The organism is Gilliamella sp. BG3, assembly GCF_046635605.1.
GTDB classification, from domain to species: Bacteria; Pseudomonadota; Gammaproteobacteria; order Enterobacterales; family Orbaceae; genus Gilliamella; species Gilliamella bombi.
Genome location: NZ_JBIDFE010000051.1, coordinates 1 through 2,602 on the forward strand (window position 1 = coordinate 1; position 2,602 = coordinate 2,602).

A 2,602-nucleotide genomic window follows, 5' to 3' on the forward strand; every position below is an offset into this window, starting at 1 on the left:
ATATAGATAGCAATTCATCAAATGAAGTAAATTCATTCCTTTTATTAATTTTAAATTGATCAGTATTTAAATCTACTATTTCGGACATACAACTTAAATCATCCCAAACAGTAAATCGGGCAATATAAATATCATTTTCAAAATCGATAACGATACTTTCTGATAAATCATTTTGATGATAATCAGAAGAGTAGTTAGTATTTTTAGATATCCAAAATTTAAATTTATTTAACATTTTGATTGTATTTTTACATTAATTTTTTCTATCTTAACACGAATGTTACTTGCTTTAGGCATTTCAGGCACAAGAAATCCTTTACTTTACGCTAAGCCTTCTAAACAATTTAATCCTACTTTTTTGCCCATCTTTCATTTGAAGGAGTTATAAATTTTTTAAAAATATCAAATCCAACATATAAAACTCCATTTTTGCTTGTTTACCAAAAGCATTAACATCTGCATGATAAGCCACATGAGTTGTTCCTGTTATACTTCGTAATACTTTATCGCTATCTACCATTTTTTGATATTCTACTGATCCCATCCTTCGTCTAGCTGTAACTAATGACAGTCCTTACAATCCACCCAAGTCAATCCATTAGATGCATAGTGGTATGTCCACAATTTCATATATAAATACTAATCTATTTATTTAATCTGTTTATATCTATTCCTATCCATGATAATTCATTTGTATCTACATACCTGTTCTGGGGATCAATATATCGAGGTGGCAACAAATCCTTTGCGGCATAATAATATAAAATAGTTATAATATTTTTTTGTATTTCTTTTAAAGCTTCCTTATTCTCGCAACCAGTAAATATGTAAATATCTTTATCACTACAATTATCTAAGACATAGTTAATACATGACTCATAAATCATTAACCCATCTTCAGAGATATCAATATGGAATTGATTCACGGTTCCTGAAGGATTTATATGTTCTAATAAATACATTTTTTCTCCCTAAAACTTCACATAATCATCAAATATATTTTTGAACTCACCAAGTTCACTTTGCGTTAATCTCTGCCACCAGTTAGTATTTCGATTTATTCTATGCTGAACATTTTTCTTAGATATATCTTTTATCTAAGTAATAATTGATCTTTGCAAAAAATTAGACAGTACACACCTATATCATTTTGTTTTTTGGTAAAATTATTGTTCATATTGCTGCGGCAATATCCAGCCATTGGCTGAATGACGGCGTATCCGATTATAATAGATTTCAATATATTCAAATAGTGCTTTATTAGCCTGCTTCCTCGTTTTGTAGTAACAGTCATGAATAATGTGTGTTTTGAATGTATGAAAAAAACTTTCAACAACCGCATTATCAAAGCAGTTTCCTCTTCGACTCATGCTTTGCCTTAGCCCATATTGTAACAATAATTGCTTGAAATCAGCACTGCAATATTGGCTTCCTTGGTCACTATGAATGAGTACATTTTTAGGAAAATGACGCCAAAATAAGGCTTGTTTTAATGTATTACACACTAAATGGCGGTTTATGCGATTTCAGTTCTTTTGTTTTTTTCTATCGTCATAATCCGCTGATTGTTATTTGAATTCGATGCTAAATTTTTTGACCGTGATATTTGTCTTCTATGATTTTTGTTTATATCATAAAGGCGACTTTTGTCCATTTTTTTGCGAAAATTAAATAATGAAAAATAATTATTTATTTAAACACCTAATCAATAAAGAAATTATTTCGGACTTTGAGAAGAATGATATTTTTCTGAGTATGTTAAATATTATACATACAGGAAATTTACTATTATATACAACCTGCTTTGATAATTTAATCCCTTATTTTACAAAGGAAAAATATTATATTGCACATAAATTAATTTCTTACAAGGGGAAAAAAATAACAATAAAAGGAGAAATGTTTAAAGTTTCAAAAAGTGAACTGTTAAATTTTATTCAAAAATCAATAAATATTAGCGATATGCGAGAATTTTTGATTTCACCAATTTCGACCAATAATAAAAAAGAAATTCTATATTTAACAGAAGATTTATATTATTTATATGAATCTTAGTTTTATTTAACTATATATATCGAAAATAAACACGTCATATTTTATCTGAAACAGCTAAAAAATCACAGAGAAAATGGTAATTAACAGGTAGAAAACCGAGATCAACAAACAAAGGCTGTTAATTAAATATGAAATATATTTAGGAAAAGAATATGCTTAATAAAGATAATTTTTATAAATGTGAGAAAAAAATATCTATTGATGAATTACATGCTTGTGAGAATAAGCTAGGTATTACGATTCCAAACTCTTTAAAAGAGCTATATCTTAATTGCAATGGCGGAATGGTATATAAAGATATTTGGAAAACAACTGTTCCTCCATATAAACTCCAAATCTCAATATTTATTCCAATAAAATATAACAAAGATTTTAGAAATGATCCGGATTTTTTGATAGAAGGAACAGCTTCGAAATTTTGGGATAACGAAAACTTACCTAAAGAATTATTGCCTTTTGCTCTTGATTACAGCAATGGTTTTTTGTGTATAAATATTAATACTGGTGCGATATATCAATATCTCAGACTAGAATGGGACGATACGCT

At 27.9% G+C, this 2,602-nt stretch carries 5 protein-coding genes and 1 pseudogene; 2 read left to right on the forward strand and 4 right to left on the reverse strand.

Going from position 1 to position 2,602, the window contains the following annotated elements; translation table 11 throughout:
* The 4 genes and pseudogenes from ACGH6S_RS12015 to ACGH6S_RS12030 all read right to left on the reverse strand — a co-directional run.
* Positions 1 to 235: hypothetical protein (locus ACGH6S_RS12015; RefSeq protein ID WP_411578981.1), on the reverse strand; the 235-nt coding region annotated here is incomplete at its 3' end.
* 147 nt (positions 236 to 382) lie between these two features.
* Entirely contained in the window at positions 383 to 544 is a 162-nt protein-coding gene (locus tag ACGH6S_RS12020; protein ID WP_167370119.1) for a hypothetical protein, read from the reverse strand.
* Positions 545 to 644: 100 nt separating this feature from the next.
* Positions 645 to 962 (reverse strand): hypothetical protein, encoded by a 318-nt coding sequence (locus ACGH6S_RS12025; RefSeq protein WP_411578982.1) that lies wholly within the window; start codon positions 960 to 962, stop codon positions 645 to 647.
* A gap of 204 nt (positions 963 to 1,166) precedes the next feature.
* Positions 1,167 to 1,526 (reverse strand): annotated as a pseudogene (locus ACGH6S_RS12030) (DDE-type integrase/transposase/recombinase); the annotation flags it as partial.
* A 148-nt stretch (positions 1,527 to 1,674) separates the two neighbouring features.
* On the opposite strand from ACGH6S_RS12030, the gene ACGH6S_RS12035 reads away from it, so the two are divergent.
* Positions 1,675 to 2,055 (forward strand): hypothetical protein, encoded by a 381-nt coding sequence (locus ACGH6S_RS12035; protein ID WP_411578983.1) that lies wholly within the window; start codon positions 1,675 to 1,677, stop codon positions 2,053 to 2,055.
* 152 nt (positions 2,056 to 2,207) lie between these two features.
* Positions 2,208 to 2,602: SMI1/KNR4 family protein (locus ACGH6S_RS12040; RefSeq protein WP_411578984.1), on the forward strand; the 395-nt coding region annotated here is incomplete at its 3' end.

What these genes read in the sequence shown, in the direction of transcription:
- ACGH6S_RS12020 (WP_167370119.1), bottom strand. Translation starts at nt 544, where the DNA reads ATGGGATCAGTAGAATATCAAAAAATGGTAGATAGCGATAAAGTATTA.
- ACGH6S_RS12025 (WP_411578982.1), bottom strand. Translation starts at nt 962, where the DNA reads ATGTATTTATTAGAACATATAAATCCTTCAGGAACCGTGAATCAATTC.
- ACGH6S_RS12035 (WP_411578983.1), top strand. Translation starts at nt 1,675, where the DNA reads ATGAAAAATAATTATTTATTTAAACACCTAATCAATAAAGAAATTATT.